This window comes from Pannonibacter sp. CBAS1226 (assembly GCF_055685825.1).
The window spans coordinates 631,567-649,884 of sequence record NZ_JBVOUO010000001.1 but is presented as its reverse complement, the minus strand read 5'-3'; the positions used below and the strand labels follow the sequence as shown (position 1 = coordinate 649,884).

The 18,318-nt window shown below is 64.1% G+C and carries 17 protein-coding genes; 7 read left to right on the top strand and 10 right to left on the bottom strand.

Annotation, left to right across the window (positions count from 1 at the left end):
* Positions 1-81: 81 nt before the first annotated feature.
* The 4 genes from AC0CMF_RS02930 to AC0CMF_RS02915 are packed head-to-tail and all read right to left on the bottom strand — an operon-like array spanning position 82 to position 3,903.
* Complete coding sequence (locus tag AC0CMF_RS02930) at positions 82-1,014, bottom strand: dihydrodipicolinate synthase family protein (RefSeq protein ID WP_374628156.1); 933 nt, start codon at positions 1,012-1,014, stop codon at positions 82-84.
* A gap of 34 nt (positions 1,015-1,048) precedes the next feature.
* Positions 1,049-2,344, bottom strand: coding sequence for a TRAP transporter large permease (locus AC0CMF_RS02925; protein WP_050471444.1), 1,296 nt, complete (start codon positions 2,342-2,344; stop codon positions 1,049-1,051).
* Positions 2,341-2,883 carry a TRAP transporter small permease gene (locus AC0CMF_RS02920; protein WP_050471443.1) on the bottom strand — a complete coding sequence of 181 codons (543 nt, stop codon included), beginning with the start codon at positions 2,881-2,883 and terminating at the stop codon, positions 2,341-2,343. The genes AC0CMF_RS02925 and AC0CMF_RS02920 overlap by 4 nt, the downstream gene beginning before the upstream one ends.
* A gap of 18 nt (positions 2,884-2,901) precedes the next feature.
* Positions 2,902-3,903, bottom strand: coding sequence for a sialic acid TRAP transporter substrate-binding protein SiaP (locus tag AC0CMF_RS02915; RefSeq protein WP_094462028.1), 1,002 nt, complete (start codon positions 3,901-3,903; stop codon positions 2,902-2,904).
* Positions 3,904-4,062: 159 nt separating this feature from the next.
* Between AC0CMF_RS02915 and AC0CMF_RS02910 the strand changes: the two genes are divergently transcribed.
* A complete protein-coding gene (locus tag AC0CMF_RS02910; RefSeq protein ID WP_472480936.1) occupies positions 4,063-4,797 on the top strand; it encodes a GntR family transcriptional regulator in 735 nt (244 codons plus the stop codon).
* Between the two features lie 7 nt (positions 4,798-4,804).
* On the opposite strand, the gene AC0CMF_RS02905 is transcribed toward AC0CMF_RS02910, so the two are convergent.
* A complete protein-coding gene (locus tag AC0CMF_RS02905) occupies positions 4,805-5,485 on the bottom strand; it encodes a GntR family transcriptional regulator (RefSeq protein WP_094461777.1) in 681 nt (226 codons plus the stop codon).
* Between the two features lie 170 nt (positions 5,486-5,655).
* Here AC0CMF_RS02905 and AC0CMF_RS02900 point away from each other — a divergent pair, with 170 nt between their 5' ends.
* The 6 genes from AC0CMF_RS02900 (at position 5,656) to AC0CMF_RS02875 (ending at position 13,850) form a co-directional block, all read left to right on the top strand.
* Positions 5,656-7,170 (top strand): ABC transporter substrate-binding protein, encoded by a 1,515-nt coding sequence (locus tag AC0CMF_RS02900; protein ID WP_123194335.1) that lies wholly within the window; start codon positions 5,656-5,658, stop codon positions 7,168-7,170.
* A gap of 129 nt (positions 7,171-7,299) precedes the next feature.
* Positions 7,300-8,217: an ABC transporter permease gene (locus AC0CMF_RS02895; RefSeq protein ID WP_050471840.1), complete on the top strand. Its 918-nt coding sequence runs from the start codon at positions 7,300-7,302 to the stop codon at positions 8,215-8,217.
* A 1-nt stretch (position 8,218) separates the two neighbouring features.
* Positions 8,219-9,121: an ABC transporter permease gene (locus AC0CMF_RS02890; protein ID WP_374628154.1), complete on the top strand. Its 903-nt coding sequence runs from the start codon at positions 8,219-8,221 to the stop codon at positions 9,119-9,121.
* Positions 9,121-10,791, top strand: coding sequence for a dipeptide ABC transporter ATP-binding protein (locus AC0CMF_RS02885; RefSeq protein ID WP_374628153.1), 1,671 nt, complete (start codon positions 9,121-9,123; stop codon positions 10,789-10,791). Before AC0CMF_RS02890 ends, AC0CMF_RS02885 begins: the two co-directional genes overlap by 1 nt.
* 11 nt (positions 10,792-10,802) lie before the next feature.
* On the top strand, positions 10,803-12,188 hold the full coding sequence (locus tag AC0CMF_RS02880; protein WP_374628152.1) for a M20 family metallopeptidase: 1,386 nt from the start codon (positions 10,803-10,805) through the stop codon (positions 12,186-12,188).
* Between the two features lie 537 nt (positions 12,189-12,725).
* On the top strand, positions 12,726-13,850 hold the full coding sequence (locus tag AC0CMF_RS02875) for a PQQ-dependent sugar dehydrogenase (protein WP_374628150.1): 1,125 nt from the start codon (positions 12,726-12,728) through the stop codon (positions 13,848-13,850).
* A gap of 2 nt (positions 13,851-13,852) precedes the next feature.
* On the opposite strand, the gene AC0CMF_RS02870 is transcribed toward AC0CMF_RS02875, so the two are convergent.
* The 5 genes from AC0CMF_RS02870 to AC0CMF_RS02850 form a co-directional block, all read right to left on the bottom strand.
* On the bottom strand, positions 13,853-14,083 hold the full coding sequence (locus tag AC0CMF_RS02870; protein ID WP_094461782.1) for a hypothetical protein: 231 nt from the start codon (positions 14,081-14,083) through the stop codon (positions 13,853-13,855).
* A gap of 75 nt (positions 14,084-14,158) precedes the next feature.
* Positions 14,159-14,956, bottom strand: a complete 798-nt coding sequence (locus tag AC0CMF_RS02865) for a heme ABC transporter ATP-binding protein (protein ID WP_122520141.1) — start codon at positions 14,954-14,956, stop codon at positions 14,159-14,161.
* A 5-nt stretch (positions 14,957-14,961) separates the two neighbouring features.
* Entirely contained in the window at positions 14,962-16,053 is a 1,092-nt protein-coding gene (locus AC0CMF_RS02860; RefSeq protein ID WP_209004841.1) for a FecCD family ABC transporter permease, read from the bottom strand.
* Between the two features lie 17 nt (positions 16,054-16,070).
* Positions 16,071-16,994 (bottom strand): heme/hemin ABC transporter substrate-binding protein, encoded by a 924-nt coding sequence (locus AC0CMF_RS02855; protein WP_374628149.1) that lies wholly within the window; start codon positions 16,992-16,994, stop codon positions 16,071-16,073.
* 23 nt (positions 16,995-17,017) lie between these two features.
* Positions 17,018-18,103, bottom strand: a complete 1,086-nt coding sequence (locus AC0CMF_RS02850) for a hemin-degrading factor (RefSeq protein WP_374628148.1) — start codon at positions 18,101-18,103, stop codon at positions 17,018-17,020.
* Positions 18,104-18,318: the final 215 nt, after the last annotated feature.

Genomic DNA, 18,318 nt, shown 5'->3' with positions numbered 1-18,318 from the left:
GCCGCATTACGCCTTGAGATTGCTCATGCGCCACACGGGCTTGGCCAGCACTCAAGCGGTCAAGCCCGTTGCGTCCTGGTATCAGCCGAGCGCTGCAATCTTCTCACGGAACTGCGCCGTGCCCTGCTCGATCCGGTCGAGGATCACATCCAGCGCCCAGAACTTGTCGAAGATGTCATAGGTGATGGTGCGGCAGTGGTCATGCCGGAAGGTGCCGAGGCGCTGATGGTAGACCTTGGCAAGCTTCGGATAGCCCATTGGCTCGCACATGGCGGCAAGGCCGAGGAACACGGCCAGCTCTTCGGCCAGCTCCGGATGGGACGCCCCGTGATCCTCCAGCCAGCGGTAGAGGTCCGGATGCACGTTGTTCATGACGCCGCAGAAGCCCCTGGAGCCTGCCTGCATCGCCGGATAGGCAATGGCCGCATTGGCATTGCTGATGGCAAGCGGCGAGCCTTTGGTCAGGGCAACGCGGCGCTTGACCACGTCCAGATTGCACGAGACATCCTTCAGCATCAGGAAGCGGCCTGTGTCTGCACAGAACCTGATCTCGTCATCCGTCAGCAGGCGGCGGTAAGGCGCCGGGCATTCGTAGAGGCCCAGCGGCACATCCTTCGGCAGAGCTGCCAGAAGATCATCAAGGCGGGCGCGGAACACATCCGTCCCCTCGTCCTTCTGCGCCAGGCGGTTGGTCACGAGCACCAGCCCGTCAACGCCCGTGGCGGCAATGGCGGTCATTTCCGCCTTCTGGTCTCCGGCGCTGTCCGAGATATGGCCCGAGGCCACCACCGGCACGCGGCCCTTCACCTTTTCCATGGTGAAGCGGGCAAGGTCCACCCGCTCCTCAAGGCTCAGGAACTGCATTTCGGAAGACTGGCAGACGGCAAAGAGCGCCTCGCTGCCATGGGCCAGATACCACTCGATCAGGGCCTCGTAGCCCTCCCAGTCGATCCGGTTGTCCGGGGTAAACGGGGTCAGGACGACAGGCACAATTCCGCCAATAGGAGCGAACACGTCAGGTTCCTTTCAGCACTAAGAACAGGTGAGGTCAGCCGGCGTAGCCGAACATGCGGGGCAGCCAGAGGACCAGATCAGGGAAGAGGATGAGCGCCAGCAGCGCCGCCAGAAGCGCCCCGAGGAAGGGCCAGATCTCGCGGATCATCTCGCGCAGGGAAATGCCGGTGACGGCGTTGATGACGAAGAGAACGATGCCATAGGGCGGCGTGATCAGGCCGATCATGCAGTTGACGATGGCCACGACACCGAAATGCACCAGATCGATGCCAAGCTCGCGGCAGGCCGGCAGGAACAGCGGGATGATGACGAGGATCAGCGTCGAGGCATCCAGCAGACAGCCGAGCAGCAGCAGCAGCACGTTGATCATCAGCAGGAACATCAGCGGCGAAATGTCGAGCGCTCCGGCGAAGGCCCGCATATGCGCCGGAATGTTCTCCGAGGCGACGATGTAGTTGAAGATCAGCGCTCCGCCGATGACGACGCCCACCGAGGCCGACTGCCTCGCGCTGACGCGCATGATGTCCCAGAAGGCGCGGAACGACAGCGCCCGGTAGAACACCACCGACAGGAACAGGGCATAAAGCGCAGCCAGAGCGGCGGCTTCCGTCGGCGTGGTCATGCCGCCGTAGATGCCGACCAGCAGGATCACCGGCATCATCAGCGCCGGAAAGGCATTGACCGTCAGGCGCGGGATCTGCCGGACCGGAACCGGCTCCTCCAGCTTGAAGCCGCGCCGCGCAGAAATGCGGGCGTTCATCAGCATCAGCACGGCCCCCATGATCAGGCCCGGCACGATGCCGCCGAGGAACAGGTAGCCGATCGACTGGTCCGACACGAGCGCATAAAGCACCATCGGGATCGACGGGGGAATGATGGGGCCGATGGTGGAAGAAGCCGCCGTGATCGCCGCCGCATAACCGGCCGTATAGCGCCCGCCCTCGCGCATCATGTTGATGATCAGCTTGCCGATACCGGCCGCATCGGCAACCGCCGAGCCGGACATGCCGGCGAAGATGAGGCTTGCCACCACATTCACATGGCCGAGCCCGCCCCGGAAGCGCCCGACAATGGCCACGACAAAGCCGAGCAGCCGTTCGGACACGGTTCCCGCATTCATGATGTTGGCGGCAACGATGAACAGCGGCACGGCGAGAATGACATAGCTGTCATAGATGCCCTGAATCAGCTGTTCTGCAGGCAGCGCCATGTCCTGACCGCGCATGGCCACATAGACGATCGAGGACACGATCATGGACAGGGCAATGGGCGCCCCGAGGGCGGCCAGCGCAAGCAGCACGCCCAGGCAGACGATGAATGCAAGGGTCACAGCCGCCCTCCCCCATTGGCCAGGATTTCAGCCGAATTGTCCGTATCGTCTTCGCCGGGCGCTTCCCCTCGCACGATCCTGGCGGCCCGCCAGATGTAGCGGCCGATGATGGCCGCAGCGAACAGCGCATAGATGCCGAAGACGTAGTCCAGACGCCACTTCAGGATGGCGCTCTTCTTGATCTTGTAGAAGGTGATGTAGTCCCAGGTGGCGGGAAGTGCCGCGGCAAAGGCAGCAACGATCACCAGCGCGGCCACAAGGGCCATGACACGGCGCGTGCGCCGCCCTGCTGCCTGATAGAACAGGTCGAAGCGGACATGGGAGGTTTCCGGGAGGCAGAACGCTGCCCCCCAGAGCACCACCCACAGCCACAGGGTCATGCTGAATTCCACCGTCCAGCCGATCTCGATCCCCGGATAAAACCGCAGGAAGACATAGCGGGACAGGACCTGAAAGATGAAGGTGGCGAACAGGGCGGCGAGCAAGCCCGCCGCCACATGATCCGCCCCGGCCTGCAAGCGGCGGGCGATTTCACGCATGACCTCTATCTCCGGAACTCAGAGGGCGTTGATCTGATCGACCATGCCTTCCGGCCAGGACTTGGAGAAGTCCGATTCCAGATACTGCTTCTGCACATGGGTGCGGAAAGCCTCGATATCCGGCGTGTAGACCTTGAGCCCCTGATCCTTGAAGAACTGCTCCAGCTCCGCCTCAAGCGCCAGCTGCTTCTGGCGGCCGCTTTCGGCAGCCTCATCAGCGGCCTTCTGCACGGCGGCCTGCTGTTCTGCGGTCAGGCTGTCCCAGACCTTCTTGGAGAAGGCAATGTAGTTGAGGTCCACCAGATGCGAGGTCAGAACGATCTGCTTGGTGACTTCATAGAACTTCACGTCGCGGTTCGTCGGCAGCGGGTTGTCCTGAGCATCAATCGCGCCGGTCTGCAGGCCGGTGTAGACTTCCGTGAAAGCCATCGGCACCGGGCTCGCGCCAAGCGCCTTGCCGAGGAACTGCCAGGCTTCGGAACCGGGCATGCGCAGCTTGACGCCTGCAAGGTCTGCCGGGGTCTTGATTTCCTTGTCCGTGCGCAGGTTCAGCTGGCGCCGGCCGAGATACATGACGGAGAGCAGCTTGACGCCAAGCTCGTCCTCAACCTTCTGCTTCAGCGGCTGCATGAATTCGGCGGCAAACACCTTTTTCTGGTGCTCGGCGTCCTTGTGCAGGTAACCGGCGGTGAAGATGGAGAATTCCGGGAAAATGGCCGCCAGTTCCTGCGCCGAGGTGATGGCCATTTCCAGGTTGCCGCGGGCGATGGCTTCCAGTTCGGTGCCCTGCTTGAACAGCGAGGCATTATAATGCGGCTGATACTCGGCAAATTCTGCAATCGCCGGAGCGAAGATGGTGGACAGCGCCACGGTGCGGCTGTCCGTCTCGGTTGCGGGCGTCGACATGCGCAGGGTGATCTTGTCAGCGGCGAGTGCCGGAATCGTGCACAGAACGGCTGCGCCCGCGGAAACGGCAGCAACGGTGCTCAGAAACTTGCGGCGGGTCAGGCTCAGATCCATCATATCCTCCCAGATCGGTCTTGTTATGGCCCCGGTCTTGCTCCTCCAAGCCGGCTGGCCGCCCCGTTCCCAGACCAGCGTGAAATTCACCCCACTGGCAAACGGTGTAACAATGTCGTAACATGTCAGCATGCGGTTAGCAATCTGGGTTAAGCAGGAATGAACACGCAAACGATGTCCCGGACGAAGGACCGGACGCCGGAGGCAGAAGGTTCGGCGGCAAAGCCGGTCTCCCTGCGTCAGGCTGCCTATGAGGGGATCGAGGAGCTGCTGAATTCCGGCCGCCTGCGGCCCGGCCAGCTCATCAGCCAGCGTGAACTCATGGACATGACCGGCGCAACCCTCGGCGCCGTGCGTGAAGCCATCCCGCGCTTCGAGGCGGAAGGCCTGCTGGTGACCGTGCCCAAGCGCGGCCTGATGGTGCCGGGGCTCGACATTCACTTCGTCCGCGACGCCTATCAGATGCGCCGCCTGCTCGAAGTTGCGGCTTTACCGGAAATTGCCGCCAAGCTCGACCCTGCCTTGCTGAAAAGCTGGATTGCCCGGCACCAGGAAGGCCAGGCGCAGCTGTTGCAGGCAGATCCCGCAGGCCATGACGCCGCTGCCCACATGATCCAGCATCTCGACTGGGAAATGCATGAGGGCCTGATTGCGGCGCTGGGCAATGCGGTGATGAGCAATGTCTACCGGGTCAATGCCATCAAGGTGCGCATGGCGGTGCAATCGCAGATCAAGGTGACCCCGGCCAATGCGGTGCGCGTCATCCGCGAGCATCTGGCTTTTCTGGAGCCCATGGCGGAAGGCCGCTACGCAGAAGCGCAGCAGGCGCTGGCCCACCACATCACCAATTCCATGCGCATCGCGCTGGGCGAGCCGATTACCGGCGGCCCGTAGCCAGATGTCAGGCGCTCGCCTGCTCCAGCGTGCGCATGGCAAATTCACCGCGCAATTCGCCGTAAACGGCCGCCTGCACCTGAATGTGGGAGCGCATCAGCCGCTCGGCCGCAGCCGTGTCCCCGGCCTCCAGAGCGTTGAGGATGTCCCGGTGCTCCTGCATGGAGGCGCGCAGCCGGTCTGCGGCAGAAAGCTGTGCCTGCCGGAAAGGCCTGAGGCGGCGCTGCATGGCGCGTGTTTCTTCCGCCAGAAAACTGTTGCCGGACGCATCATAGATCAGGCCGTGAAAGATGGCGTTCTCGTCGTAGTACTTGCGGAAGTCACCGGCGGCGAAGGCCCGCTCGCATCCATCCGCCGCCCGGCGCAGCAGCATCAGCTGGGCGGCCGTGATCCGGGCCGCGGCAAGACGGGCGCACCAGGCCTCAAGCTCGGCCATCACCTCGAACATCTCCACCAGCCGCACGAAGTCGGGCTGGCGGACGAAGGCGCCGCGGTTGTGGATAAGTTCGACCAGGCCGGAGGCGGCCAGCAGCCGCAAGGCCTCGCGCAGCGGCGTGCGCGACACGCCAAACTCACGGGCCAGCGACACCTCGTCCAGCCGTTCCCCCTGGCTGAAGCGCCCCTCGGCAATAAGGCCCTCAAGCTGTTCAAAGATATGTTCTGCGGTTGGCAGTCTGACAGTGCTCACAGCCGTTCTCCTTCTCCCGCAAACCTCTATGGCGGGAAGCCGGACTTCCCGCAAGGTCAAGACAGCGTAACACTCGATTGCATGTAGAGTGTCATTTTTTGTGTACAAAAATGAAAAATCGCGTACGCTGACAATGTAACAAGCTCGAAACGGGCAAGAGGGGAAGATTGATGAAGCTTTTGACGACTGCCGCGGCAGCGATCCTGCCTGCATGCCTGCTCACCACCTCCGCACTCGCCGGCAAGGCGGACGATACGCTCAACATTGCCTTCACGAAGGAAGTTGAGCACATCGATCCTTACTTCAACACGGCCCGTGAAGGCCTGCTTCTTGCCACCGCCATCTGGGATGAACTGGTTTACCGCGATCAGGAAACCGGCGAATACAAGGGCGTTCTGGCCACCAGCTGGAGCTGGGTGGACGACAAGACCCTGGAACTCAAGCTGCGCGAAGGCGTCAAGTTCCACAACGGCGAGGACTTCGACGCCGATGACGTCGTCTACACTCTGAACTACACGGTCGATCCGAAGAACGGCATCAAGGCAACCGCCAAGACCAGCTGGATCGACCATGCCGAGAAAGTGGACCAGTACACGGTCCGCATCCACACCAAGGGCCCCTTCCCGGCTGCGCTTGAATATCTCGCCAACGGCGTGATCATTCACCCCAACGAATATTATGCAGCCGTCGGCCCGGACGGCGTTGCGACCAAGCCGGTCGGCACCGGCCCCTACAAGGTCGAGAGCCTTGATCCCGGCAAGCACTATGTGCTGAAGCGGTTTGACGACTACGTCGAAACGGCAAAGCCGAAAGCCTCCATCGGCACCGTGGACATCCGCACCGTTCCGGACACCAACACGCAGATGGCCGAACTGTTCAGCGGCTCCGTTGATCTCGTCTGGGGCGTACCGGCCGATCAGGCGGAAAAGATGGCGACGCTGGAGCAGTTCCAGATCATCAACGCCCCGACCATGCGCATCGGCTATCTGTCGATGGATGCCGCCGGCCGCTCCTCTCCCGACACGCCGATGAAGGACGTGCGGGTGCGTCAGGCGCTCTATCACGCCATCAACCGGCAGGGCATCGTCGATGCGCTGCTGAAGGGCTCCTCGCAGGTGGTGGACAGCGCCTGTTCGCCCGTCCAGTTCGGCTGTGATCAGGACCTGCCGACCTATGCCTATGATCAGGAAAAGGCCCGCGCCCTTCTGGCAGAGGCCGGGTACCCGAACGGCTTCGAGATGGATCTTTACGCCTACCGCGACCGTCCGCTCGCCGAAGCCATGATCGGCATGCTGGCTGGCGTGGGCATCAGGGCCAACCTCAACTACCTGCAATATTCGGCCTTGCGCGAAAAGCGCCTCAAGGGCGAGGTTGCGATCTCCTTCCAGACCTGGGGCTCGAACTCCATCGCCGATGTGTCGGCCATCGCCAGCCAGTTCTTCAAGATGCAGGGCGAGGATGATGCCCGTGACGCGGACCTGCAGGCCATCCTCGACAAGGGTGACTTCTCGGTGAACGACGACGAGCGCAAGGCCGCCTACAAGGAAGCCCTGACCTACATCATCGACAAAGCCTACTGGGTGCCGCTGTGGACCTATTCGTCCAACTACGTGATGGGCCAGGACGTGTCCTTCACCCCCACCCCGGACGAGCTGGTGCGGTTCAACGAGATCAGCTGGAAATAAGCTCCTGATCCGCCGGAGCCGGGTCCGCCCGGCTCCGGGCCGACCGTGCCTTCGCCCCCGGCGAAGCTGCGCCAAGACAAGACCGGAGGCGGCCAGCCCGTCTCCCTTCCTTTTCATGCAGGCGGCAAGATGCTCAAATTCATTCTCTCAAAACTCGGACTGGCGGCCCTTGTGGCGCTGACGGTCTCCTTTTTCAGCTTCATGCTGCTGTTCATGGCAGGCGACCCGGCCATCGCCATCGCCGGTCATGAAGCCCCGCCGGAAGCCATTGCCGCCATCCGCGCCCAGTACGGCTTCGACAAGCCTTTGCTGACCCAATACGCAGAGTGGCTGATGCGGGCGCTCTCCGGCGATTTCGGCATGAGCTACTATTTCAAGGTGCCGGTGGCTGATCTCATTGCCGACCGGCTGCCCGTCACCTTCATCGTCGGCAGCCTGGGCATGAGCTTTGCCCTCATCGTTGCCATTCCGATGGGCGTCATTGCTGCTGCCTTCCCGAACACGATCATCGACCGCATCGCCCTGACCATCGCCGTCGTCGGACAGGCGATCCCGAGCTTCTGGTTCGCGCTGATCCTGATGCTCATCTTTGCCGTCAATCTCGGCGTCGTTCCGGCGTCCGGCACGCGCGTGTGGACCGGTTACATCCTGCCCATGGTCGTGCTCGGCTATTACGCCACACCCGCCATCATGCGCCTGACCCGTGCGGGCATGCTGGAGGTGCTGAACGCCGATTACATCCGCACCGCCCGGGCCAAGGGGCTCAACTGGCGCATCATCATGTTCAAGCATGCGCTGCGCAATGCCATCATCCCTGTCGTCAGCCTCGCCGCCGTGCAGCTTGGCTTCATGTTCGGCGGCTCGGTGATCGTGGAAACCATCTTCGCGCTGCATGGCGCCGGGTATCTTGCCTGGGAATCCATTTCCCGCAATGACCTGCCGACCTTGCAGGCCCTCATCCTGATCTTTGCGATGCTCTACATCGTCTTCACCTTCCTGGCCGATGTGCTGAATGCCTGGCTGGACCCGCGGCTGAGGAGCGCCTGACATGAGCACACCGTCTTCAACCCCGGCCGCAGTCGCGCCGCGCGTTGCGGTTTCGCCCTCGCGCCAGATCCTGAGCAGGGCCTTCCGCCACAAGGGCTTTCTCATCGGCTTCGTCATCGTCGCCTTTACGGCCGCCGTGGCGCTGCTGGCCCCGGTCCTTGCCCCGCATGATCCCTATCACCAGGATCTGCTGATGCGCATGAAGCCGCCCGTCTTCATGGGCGGCACCTGGGAGCATATTCTGGGCACCGACCAGCTCGGCCGCGACTATCTCTCCCGCCTCATCTACGGCGCCCGCATCTCGCTGCTGATCGGCCTTGTGGCTGCGATGATCTCCGCCGTCATCGGCACCACGCTGGGCGTGCTTGCCGGTTATTTCGGCGGGCGCGTCGATGCGGTGGTGATGTTCATCCTGTCCGTGCGCCTTGCCCTGCCGGCCACGCTGGTGGCGCTGGCGGTGGTGGCCATCTTCGGCGGCTCGCTGCAGGTGGTGGTCACCGTACTCGGCCTGCTGCTGTGGGACCGCTTTGCCGTGGTCATGCGCGCTGCCACCATGCAGGTGCGGCAGATGGACTACATCTCCGCCGCCGAAGTGCTGGGCGCCAGCCTGCCGCGCATCCTGTGGAAGGACGTGCTGCCCAATGTGATGAATGCGCTGATCGTCGTCATCACGCTGGAAATGGCCCATGCCATCATTCTGGAAGCCGCCCTCTCCTTCCTCGGCCTCGGCGTGCAGCCGCCGCTGCCGTCCTGGGGGCTGATGATCTCCGAAGGCCGTCCCATGATCCTGTTCGAAAGCTGGCTGATCACCATCCCCGGCATCGCCCTCTTCGCCCTTGTTCTCGGCATCAACGTGCTGGGCGATGGCATCCGCGACATCACCGCGCCCGAAGGGAGAAACTGATGACCATGACCGGCAACACCGTTCTGTCCATCAAGGGCCTGACCATCGACCTGCCGGAAGGCGGCGACCGGCCCCATGCGGTGGAAAATCTCTCCGTCGAAATCCGCGAGAACGAGATCCTCTGCATCGTCGGAGAGTCTGGCTCGGGCAAGTCGATCACGTCCTTTGCCGCCATGGGCCTGCTGCCCAAGGCGCTGAAACCATCGGCCGGAGAAATCTGGTTCGAGGGCAAGGACCTGCTCAAGCTGTCCCCGCGCGAGCACATGCAATTGCGCGGCAACCGCATGGGCATGATCTTCCAGGAGCCGATGAGCGCGCTCAACCCGTGCTACACGGTGGGTGAGCAGATCGAGGAAGTCTTCCGCGCCCACACCACCATGCCCCGTGCCGAGCAGAAGGCCCGCACGATTGCTTTGCTGACGGAAGTGCGCCTGCCGGATCCGGAGCGGATCTATCATGCCTATCCGCACCAGCTCTCCGGCGGCCAGCGCCAGCGCATCGTCATTGCCATGGCTCTGGCCATGGAGCCGCGCCTGCTGATTGCCGACGAGCCGACGACGGCGCTGGACGTGACGACGCAGGCGCAGATCCTGAGCATGTTCAAGCAGCTGAAGGAAACCCACAAGGCCGGCATCCTCTTCGTCACCCACGACTTCGACGTGGTGGCGGAACTCGCCGACCGTGTGGTGGTGATGCAGAAGGGCATTGTCGTCGAGCAGGGCCCGGCTGACGAGGTGCTGAACCGGCCGAAGCATCCCTACACCCGCATGCTCATCGACGCCGTGCCGCGCAAGCACAGCGGCAAGGGCGGACCGGAAACCGGCAAACCCGTGGCCCTCAAGGTCGCCGGCATCGAAAAGACCTTCCGCTCTCCGCGCAGCCTGTTCAAGCCCGCAAGAACGGTTCATGCGGTGCGGCCCATCGACTTCGAGGTTCTGCAGGGCCAGACCCTCGGCATTGTCGGCGAGTCCGGATCGGGCAAGACGACGCTGGTGCGCTGCCTGATGGGTCTGGAAGAGCCGGATGAAGGCTCGGTCTACATCGGCAACGAGCGGCTGGACATCACGACAGCCGCGGGCCGCCGCGCCTTCCGCCGCCACATCCAGATCGTCTTCCAGGACCCTTACGGCTCGCTCAATCCGCGCCGCAAGATCGGCGACCTGCTGCTCGAAGGCCCCACCAACTTCGGCGTGCCGCGTGCGCAGGCGATGGAAAAGGCGAAGGAGCTGCTCAGGATCGTCCGGCTGGAGCAGGACGCGCTCGACCGCTATCCCTCGCAGTTCTCCGGCGGCCAGCGCCAGCGCATCTCCATCGCCCGTGCGCTGATGGTCGATCCGAAGATCCTGATTGCCGACGAGGCCGTCTCGGCGCTTGATGTATCGGTTCAGAAGGACGTGCTCAAACTATTGGCCGATATCAAGAAAAAGGTCGGCCTTACAATCCTCTTCATCACCCACGACCTGCGGGTGGCTGCTGAAATCTCTGACCATATCCTCGTGATGCAGAAAGGCGTCGCGGTGGAATATGGCACGGTGGACGAGGTCTTCGGCAATCCGCAGAACGAGTATACCCGCCAGCTTCTCTCCGCCATGCCCGGCCGCGGCTGGGAAGTGCCGGACATCGCCGCCCTTGGCCCCGCCATTCCTGCGGCGCAACCCATCCCAGCATGAGCATTTCAGATATGACCACACGACAGGACCTCATTGCCGCCGCCTCCCGCTATGTCACGGAAGGCGGGCTGGAAACCGATCTCGCCCGGCTTGTGGCACACAAGTCCGTCAGCCAGTCCGAAGGCACGCCGGAAGACCTGATGGCCTATCTCACCGGCGAAATGCAGCCGATGCTGACCGCCATGGGCTTTGACGTGGCCATTCATGCCAACCCGCGTCCGGGCGGCGCACCGCTGCTGACGGGTGTGCGCATCGAGGATCCCGCCCTGCCCACCGTGCTGGTCTATGGCCACGGCGATGTGTGCAATGGCGAGGCGCACCGCTGGCGCGAGGGCCTCTCCCCCTTCGTGCTGACCCGCGAGGATGACAAGCTCTACGGGCGCGGCACCGCCGACAACAAGGTGCAGCATCTGATCAACCTGAAGGCCATGGAGCTGATCCTCAAGGAAAACGGCCGCCTCGGCTTCAATGCCAAGGTCATCATCGAGATGGCCGAAGAGACCGGCTCCTATGGGTTGAGGGACTTCTTCGAGGAAAAGAAGGACCTGCTCGCCTCGGACGTGCTCATCGCCTCGGACGGCCCGCGCCTTGCCGCTGACACGCCGACCATGTTCATGGGCTCGCGCGGTGGCATGGGCATCGATCTCACCGTGGATCTGCGCCCCTCGGACCATCACTCCGGCAACTTCGGCGGGCTGCTGGCCGATCCGGCGATCATCCTCGCCCATGCCATTGCCTCGATCACCGACAAGCGCGGCCAGATCCGCATCAAGGAATGGCTGCCCGACAGCCTGACGCCGGACATCCGCGACGCGCTGAAGGACCTGCCGCCCCGCCGCCATGATGCGGACTGGGGACAGGAAGACCTGACGCCTTCGGAGCGCGTCTTCGGCTGGAACTCAATGGCCGTGCTTGCCATGGCCAACGGCAACATCGATGCCCCGCAGAATGCCATCTCAGGCAAAGCGCGGGCGACGATCCAGCTGCGTTTTGTGGTCGGCACGGATGTGGAGGGCGTCATCCCTGCCCTGCGCCGTCATCTGGACAGGGAAGGCTTCCCTCAGGTCGCCGTGAAGCCCTCACGCGGCGAAGCCTTCCGCGCCACCCGCTTCCCGCCGGATCACCCCTGGGTCAAGTTCGTGGAACAGTCGCTGGCGGAAACCGCCGGCAGGAAGCCGCATGTGCTGCCGAACCTCGCCGGCTCCCTGCCGAACGATGCTTTCACCGAAATCCTCGGCCTGCCGACCATCTGGGTGCCCCATTCCCACGCCGAATGCGGCCAGCACGGCCCCAACGAGCACGTGCTGCTGCCGGTGATGGAAGAAGGCATGCGCCTGATGACCGGCCTGTTCCTGGACATCGCGGAAAAAGGCACCTCCCTGCCGCGCCGGGGGTGATGTGAAGCAATCGCCTTAAGCTGCCGGTGAGGCGGAGCTGATGTTATCGAGGCACAGCCTCTAGCCCACCGCAGTGGTCGCCCCGGGCGGAACGAAGTGAAGACCCGGGGACTACTCGCTCCCAGAGCAGTCATTGGAACTGCAGAAGGTGCGAGGTCTGAAGCTGATGTTTTCGCCGCACCCACTACCCACCGCGCCGTCCCGGCCTCCGTGCCGGGACCTGTGATGGATGCACAGGCCAGAGAACCCAACCACCCACTTCCTCGAAGCCTCTCACCTTGTCATCCCCGCGCAGGCGGGGATCCAGTAACCCCGGTATCAGCCATCTCCCTCTCCGGGCGTACTGGATTCCGGTCTTGCCGCTGCGCGTCAAACCGGGATGACACTCCGGACTCGCGCAGTCACGCTTGCGTGAGCCTCCGCCCCATTCCCGGCATCCCTTGTTGGTTCTCACGATCCCCTGCCCCATATGCGGGATACGCTGCGGGCGGTCTTGCCACCTGCTGACACGTCTTGTTCAAGCTGCGGAGATCCTTGATGCCCCTGTCACGCCTCTTCCCCCTTGGTCTTGCCGCCCTCATGGCGGGCGCCGCACCTGCTGCCATTGCGCAGGAAACCGTCCGCTCCAAAGCCGCAGATTTCAGGATCGTGGAAGTCGCCAAGAATCTGGAGCATCCCTGGGGTCTTACCTTCCTGCCCGATGGGCGGATGCTCGTCACCGAGCGGCCGGGACGGCTGCGGATCGTGGGTGCCGATGGCAGCCTGAGCGCGCCGCTGACCGGCCTGCCGGAGATCTACGACAGCGGCCAGGGCGGGTTGCTGGATGTGATCCTCGATCCGGATTTTGCTTCGAACAACACCATCTACTTCTCCTATTCCACGCCGGTGGAGCGGCGCGGCACCACGCGCATTGCCAAGGCAAAACTGACGGATACAGGGCTGGAGGACGTGACCGTCCTCTTCACCGCGACGACGTCGGGCTCGAACGGACGCCATTTCGGCTCCCGGCTCGTCATCGGGACAGACGGCTATCTTTACGCCAGCATCGGCGACCATGGTGCAGACGATACGGCGCAGGATCTGTCGCTGCACTCGGGCAAGATCATCCGCATCACGAAGGATGGCGCGCCTGCACCGGGTAATCCCTTCCTCGACACCGCTGGCGCGCTGCCGGAAATCTACACCTATGGCAACCGCAATCCGCAGGGCATGACGCTGACACCGGAGGGAGAACTCTGGGCCAACGAACACGGGCCGCGCGGCGGCGATGAAGTGAATGTGATCACGGCCGGAGCAAACTATGGCTGGCCCGTCGTCACCCATGGCCGCGCCTATTCAGGCCTGCCCATGGGGGAGGGCAAGGAGAAGGAAGGCATGACGCCGCCGATCCAGGTCTATGTCCCGTCCATCGCCCCGTCCGGCATGGCCTTCTATCAGGGCGATGCCTTCAAGGGCTGGCAGGGCGACCTGTTCATCGGCGCGCTCGCGCTGACCCATCTCAACCGGCTCGACATGGAGAACGGCAAGATCGTGGGTGAGGAGCGGCTGCTGGAAGACAAGGGCTGGCGCATCCGCGACGTGCGCTCAGGCCCGGACGGCTTCCTCTATCTGCTGACGGATGCGCCCGATGGCAAGCTGGTGCGGCTGGAACCGGCAGGCTGAACTCAATAGCCGCCAGCCGAACGGCCATCGATGGTCACCCGGCTGGCGGTCACTCCATCGGGCCCCGTTGAAAGCCCCACGGCGCCGCCGCGCACCTGCGTGCCGCTGTCAGGGCTTGATGTGATCACGGCACCACCGGCGCCAACTGACGCGCAGCCTGCCGGAACAAGCGCGGCGGCCAGCACAGCCGCAAGGGCAAAGGCGCGGGAGGGATCTGGAACAAGGCGCATCATCAGGCTTCCTGCATCTGGAATGGCTCGATCTGCACGCTCACGAGCCGGATGCGGCCGGAGACGCACAGATCCTCTTCATTCCGCAGCATGCAGACGCGCATGGCAAAGATGCGGCAGGATGAAAGGCGTTCCGGGCGGCGGCACGGCGCCAACGCGCAAGGGGCAGGAGTAAACTTCAGAGAGCACCTCCGTCGTCAGCGTTTCGGCCGTGGTGCCGCAGGCAATCACCTGCCCCGCTTTCAGGGCGAGTACGCGCGCCGCATACATGGCCGTCAGGTTGAGGTCATGCATCACGGCAACGACGCCGCCTCCGGCCTTTGCATAATCTGCGGCCAGATCCATGATCATCAGCTGGTGGTGAATGTCGAGGCTGGCGACGGGCTCGTCCAGAAACAGCCAGCGCGGTCCTTCCGGGCCGACAGGCTCCCAGATCTGGCACAGCACGCGGGCAAGCTGCGCCCGCTGCTGCTCGCCGCCGGACAGCGACTGATACTGCCGTCCGCCGAAACCGTTCAGGCCCACCCGCGCCAGCGCTTCGCGCACGCGGGAATCCGGCGGCGGCATTCCCGCACCGCCGAGCCGCACCAGTTCGGTCACGGTCAGCGGAAAGGCGATGGCCGAGCTTTGCGGCAGAACGGCCCGGAAGCGGGCCAGCACATGGGCCGGGACGCGGCGCAGATCATGTCCGTTCAGATGCACGTCCCCGCCGTGCCGGTGCTCACCACAGATGGCCTTGAGCAGCGTGCTCTTGCCGGAGCCGTTCGGCCCGGCAATCGCCGTCACCTCGCCTGCCCGCGCCTCGAAGGAAATCTGCCGCACGATGTCGCGCCCGGAGAGCGAAACGGTGAGGGTCTTCACATCCAGCGTTGCCATGTCCGTCACCTCAGCGCAAAGCCCCGCCGTGTCAGCAGGATCCAGAGGAAGAAGGGCGCGCCGGCCAGCGCGGTGAGAATGCCGATGGGCAGTTCGGCCGGCGTCACGATGGTGCGCGCCACCGTGTCGGCAAGAAGCAACAGGCTTGCCCCCAGCAGCGCCGAGGCGGGCAGAAGGTAGCGGTGATCCGGGCCGATGGTCAGCCGCAGCAGATGCGGCACGACGATGCCGACAAAGCCGATGCTGCCACTGACGGCCACACCAGCCCCGGTCGCCGCCGCCACGGCGACGATGCTCAGCCGCTTCAGCCGCTGCACGGGAATGCCCAGATGCCCCGCCGCCGCCTCGCCCAGCACCAGCGCATTCAGCCCGCGCGCCATGAAGGGCATGGACGCAAGCACGGCGGCGATCACCGGTGCGCACATCAGGATCTTGTCTGTTGTCGCCCCGGCCAGCGATCCGAGCAGCCAGAAATTGATGTCCCGCAGCTGCTTGTCGTCGGCCGTGAAGATCAGGAAGCCGATGGCTGCCTGTGCCAGGGCGGCCACTGCCAGACCCGCAAGCAGCATGGTGGCAACATCGGTGTAGCCCCCCCGGGTTCCGATCCGGTAGAGCAGCGCCGTGGCAGCAAGCGCGCCCAGGAAAGCGGCAACGGGAAGTGCCAGAATGCCGAACGTGGCCATAAGACCGGCCGGCAGCCAGGATCCGGCAACGATCATCAGCGCCGCCCCAAGCCCCGCCCCTGACGAAACGCCGACGATGCCGGGGTCGGCCAGCGGATTGCGGAACAGCCCCTGCATCAGCACGCCGGAGACAGCCAGCCCCGCGCCGATAAAGACGCCCACCACCATGCGCGGAAAGCGGATGTCGGCGAGGATGATCCGGTCGCGCATGGCCATGGGGCCCTCGCTCTCCCGGCCCGTCAGAATGCCGAGAAGTGCATCGAAGCTCGCAAGTCCGGTCGGGCCGGTCATCAGCGCCAGCAGGATGGCAAGGATCAGGAGGACGGAAAGCCCGGCAATCACCAGCCGCGCCCGCCCGCTGCGGTCCCCTTCGAGAGGCCCGTGATCTGCGGTCACGGTTTCAGCTGCTGTCATGGCCATCTGCCGGTCCCTCACTGGCTGGCCGCAGCGGCCTTGTCAAAGGCGGCGGAAAGCTCGCGCACGGCATCGGCGGTGCGCGGCCCGAATCCGATCATGAACAGCCCGTCCATCCGCACGATGTGCCCGGCCTGAACAGCAGGCGTCAGCGACAGCGCCGCATGGCCACGCATTTCGTCCAGCGTTGCATCATGCTGGCCGCCGCGCTCCATCATCAGAATGATGTCGGGCTTTGCCTCCGTGACGGCCTCATCGCTCAAGGGCTTGTAGCCGTTGAAACCGGACACCGCGTTGACGCCGCCGGCAAGCTGAATGACTGCATCGGCAGCAGAGCCTTCACCGGAAGCCATGATGCGCCCGCCCTGCAGGGACAGAATAAAGAGCACGCGCGGCTTGATCTGACGCTTTGCCGCAGCTTCCGCCACGGCCTGGAGATCGGCTTCCAGCTTCACCGCCAGATCCTCGGCCTTGTCTTCCAGCCCCAGCGCCTTGCCCACCACACGCACCTTTTCGGCAACGCCTTCTGCGGTGTAGCGGTCCGGCACCATGACGAGCGGCACTCCGACCTTCTTCAGCACATCCAGCGCTTCCGCCGGGCCGCTGCCTTCAATGACCAGCAGGCCATCGGGGGCGACCGCCAGCACGCCTTCCGGCGACAGGGCGCGCATGTAACCCGTGTCGGGCAGCGCCAGAGCCTCGGGCGGATAGGAACTGGTGCTGTCCCGCGCCACCAGACGGTCTTCCGCGCCAAGGGCATAGACCACTTCCGTGACGGCTCCGCCAACGGAGACGATCCGCTGCGCCCCGGCGAGAGAGGCAGGCTCCTGCGCACGGGCTTCAGGTGCCGTGAAGCCCAGGCCAAGGCTCAACAGCGCGGCGGCCATGGGCGTGAGCGCCAGGCCGCACGGACGGGAGAGAGAGGAAAGCAGACGCATCATCATATCCTTACAAGACGCAGGGCTTATTCGGCCGCAAACGGCAGCACCGCTGTCTGCGGAGCAAGGCGCGGCAGGTGTTCCACCAGTTCGCGCCAGTCGCTGCGCTCATGGTTGCCCTCGCCGCGCACGCCGAAGAACTGGATGATCAGATTGCCATCGGCCCCATAGGCTTCCAGCGACGTCACATGCCCCACATCCGCGCCCTTGCGCACGGCCCAGATCTCGCTGATGTGGTCGAGCCGCAGATGCAGATGGAAGGTGGGATCCATGACATTGATCCAAGGCCCCATCTCCTTGATGTTCATCACCGGTCCAGAGTGAATCTGCACGCATCCCCGGTTGGCAACGAAACACATCAGCGGGATCGCATTGCCGGACACCAGCCGCAGCATGACGCGGATGCTGTCGCCATCCACCTGCCAGGCCTTGTCTTCGCCCGCCAGCGCCAGTGCATTGATGCGCTCGATGTCGAGTTCGCGCAGGATGTTGAAGAACTGATGCGGATCATTCATGGCCGACCAGCGGCTGCGCAGATCACCCGCCTTGCTGCCATCGAGCGGGCGGCGTGGCTCAGGCTGCGGGCGCTGCGGGACTGTACCGAGGCCCGGCGTCTGGTCAGAGAGCACAAGGCGCTCCACCAGCGCCTCATAGGCCTCCACATTGGAAGCCACGCGCAGATGCACCTTGAACACGGCCTCGCCATGGGCGTCGAACACCTGCAGGCTGCGGCGCGGGCCCTGATCTGAAGGCTTTTCCACCGCAAAGGCATGCACCCAATGGGAAGGGAACATGCGGGTGTCGATCTGGCTGCCCAGCATCAGGCCGGTGCGGGTGCCGTTCACGAACTTTTCAAATGGCCCGATCTTTTCATGGACGGCGCTTTCGTTGCGGGTCAGCGCCATCACCTCCCCCACAGCCTGCATGCCCTCGCAGATACCGGCCATCGAAGCCTCGACACGGCGCACGCCATGGCCGCAGAACGCGGCCACAAGCTGCGCCTCGCTGATCCCCAGTTCCTGCGCCAGATCGCGCTCGCGGCGGTCCGGATTGGCGCTGACAGCGGCGCGGATCTCCTCCGGCGCCAGATCGCGATAGGCAGTCGTGGTCATGTGTCTTCCCCGCTTTGTTGCGTGGCCGGCTCCTGAGGACCGGCAAGGGCCCGCGCCTGCCAAAGGCAGAGCTTTGCGGGCGCATCTTTGAATGGCGCGTAATGGGTTCCGGCTGCCGGAAGCTGGGGTGTTGCCTGGCAGGCATGCCGTTTTGTTCAAACCCATCCGGCAGGTCCAACCGCGCAAGGGCCTGCAGAAAATGCTGACCCGCGACA

What these genes read in the sequence shown, in the direction of transcription:
- AC0CMF_RS02865 (WP_122520141.1), bottom strand. Translation starts at nt 14,956, where the DNA reads ATGGCAACGCTGGATGTGAAGACCCTCACCGTTTCGCTCTCCGGGCGC.
- AC0CMF_RS02915 (WP_094462028.1), bottom strand. Translation starts at nt 3,903, where the DNA reads ATGGATCTGAGCCTGACCCGCCGCAAGTTTCTGAGCACCGTTGCTGCC.
- AC0CMF_RS02850 (WP_374628148.1), bottom strand. Translation starts at nt 18,103, where the DNA reads ATGACCACGACTGCCTATCGCGATCTGGCGCCGGAGGAGATCCGCGCC.
- AC0CMF_RS02885 (WP_374628153.1), top strand. Translation starts at nt 9,121, where the DNA reads ATGACCATGACCGGCAACACCGTTCTGTCCATCAAGGGCCTGACCATC.
- AC0CMF_RS02900 (WP_123194335.1), top strand. Translation starts at nt 5,656, where the DNA reads ATGAAGCTTTTGACGACTGCCGCGGCAGCGATCCTGCCTGCATGCCTG.
- AC0CMF_RS02910 (WP_472480936.1), top strand. Translation starts at nt 4,063, where the DNA reads ATGAACACGCAAACGATGTCCCGGACGAAGGACCGGACGCCGGAGGCA.
- AC0CMF_RS02890 (WP_374628154.1), top strand. Translation starts at nt 8,219, where the DNA reads ATGAGCACACCGTCTTCAACCCCGGCCGCAGTCGCGCCGCGCGTTGCG.
- AC0CMF_RS02870 (WP_094461782.1), bottom strand. Translation starts at nt 14,083, where the DNA reads ATGATGCGCCTTGTTCCAGATCCCTCCCGCGCCTTTGCCCTTGCGGCT.
- AC0CMF_RS02895 (WP_050471840.1), top strand. Translation starts at nt 7,300, where the DNA reads ATGCTCAAATTCATTCTCTCAAAACTCGGACTGGCGGCCCTTGTGGCG.
- AC0CMF_RS02875 (WP_374628150.1), top strand. Translation starts at nt 12,726, where the DNA reads ATGCCCCTGTCACGCCTCTTCCCCCTTGGTCTTGCCGCCCTCATGGCG.
- AC0CMF_RS02880 (WP_374628152.1), top strand. Translation starts at nt 10,803, where the DNA reads ATGACCACACGACAGGACCTCATTGCCGCCGCCTCCCGCTATGTCACG.
- AC0CMF_RS02855 (WP_374628149.1), bottom strand. Translation starts at nt 16,994, where the DNA reads ATGATGCGTCTGCTTTCCTCTCTCTCCCGTCCGTGCGGCCTGGCGCTC.
- AC0CMF_RS02860 (WP_209004841.1), bottom strand. Translation starts at nt 16,053, where the DNA reads ATGACAGCAGCTGAAACCGTGACCGCAGATCACGGGCCTCTCGAAGGG.
- AC0CMF_RS02920 (WP_050471443.1), bottom strand. Translation starts at nt 2,883, where the DNA reads ATGCGTGAAATCGCCCGCCGCTTGCAGGCCGGGGCGGATCATGTGGCG.